Origin of the sequence: Holdemanella sp. DFI.5.55 (genome assembly GCF_020593575.1) — a bacterium.
GTDB classification, from domain to species: domain Bacteria; phylum Bacillota_I; class Bacilli_A; order Erysipelotrichales; family Erysipelotrichaceae; genus Holdemanella; species Holdemanella hominis.
The window spans coordinates 1-255 of the sequence record NZ_JAJDMK010000310.1; the positions used below are offsets into that span (position 1 = coordinate 1).

Below are 255 nucleotides of genomic sequence, written 5' to 3' on the forward strand. Positions count from 1 at the left end.
TCCGAATGCGAAAGACCTGGCGGGTCGTGACGTGGTGGCGCGTTCCATCATGATCGAAATCCGCGAAGGTCGCGGCTGCGACGGTCCGTGGGGCCCGCACGCCAAGCTGAAGCTTGACCACCTGGGTAAAGAAGTTCTCGAATCCCGCCTGCCGGGTATCCTTGAACTGTCCCGCACCTTTGCGCACGTTGACCCGGTGAAAGAGCCGATTCCGGTTATCCCAACCTGCCACTACATGATGGGCGGTATTCCGAC

At 60.4% G+C, this 255-nt stretch carries 1 protein-coding gene; it reads left to right on the forward strand.

Annotated elements, in window-relative coordinates:
• Positions 1 to 49 precede the first annotated feature (49 nt).
• Positions 50 to 255: FAD-binding protein (locus LJE08_RS14220; RefSeq protein WP_255650367.1), on the forward strand; the 206-nt coding region annotated here is incomplete at its 3' end.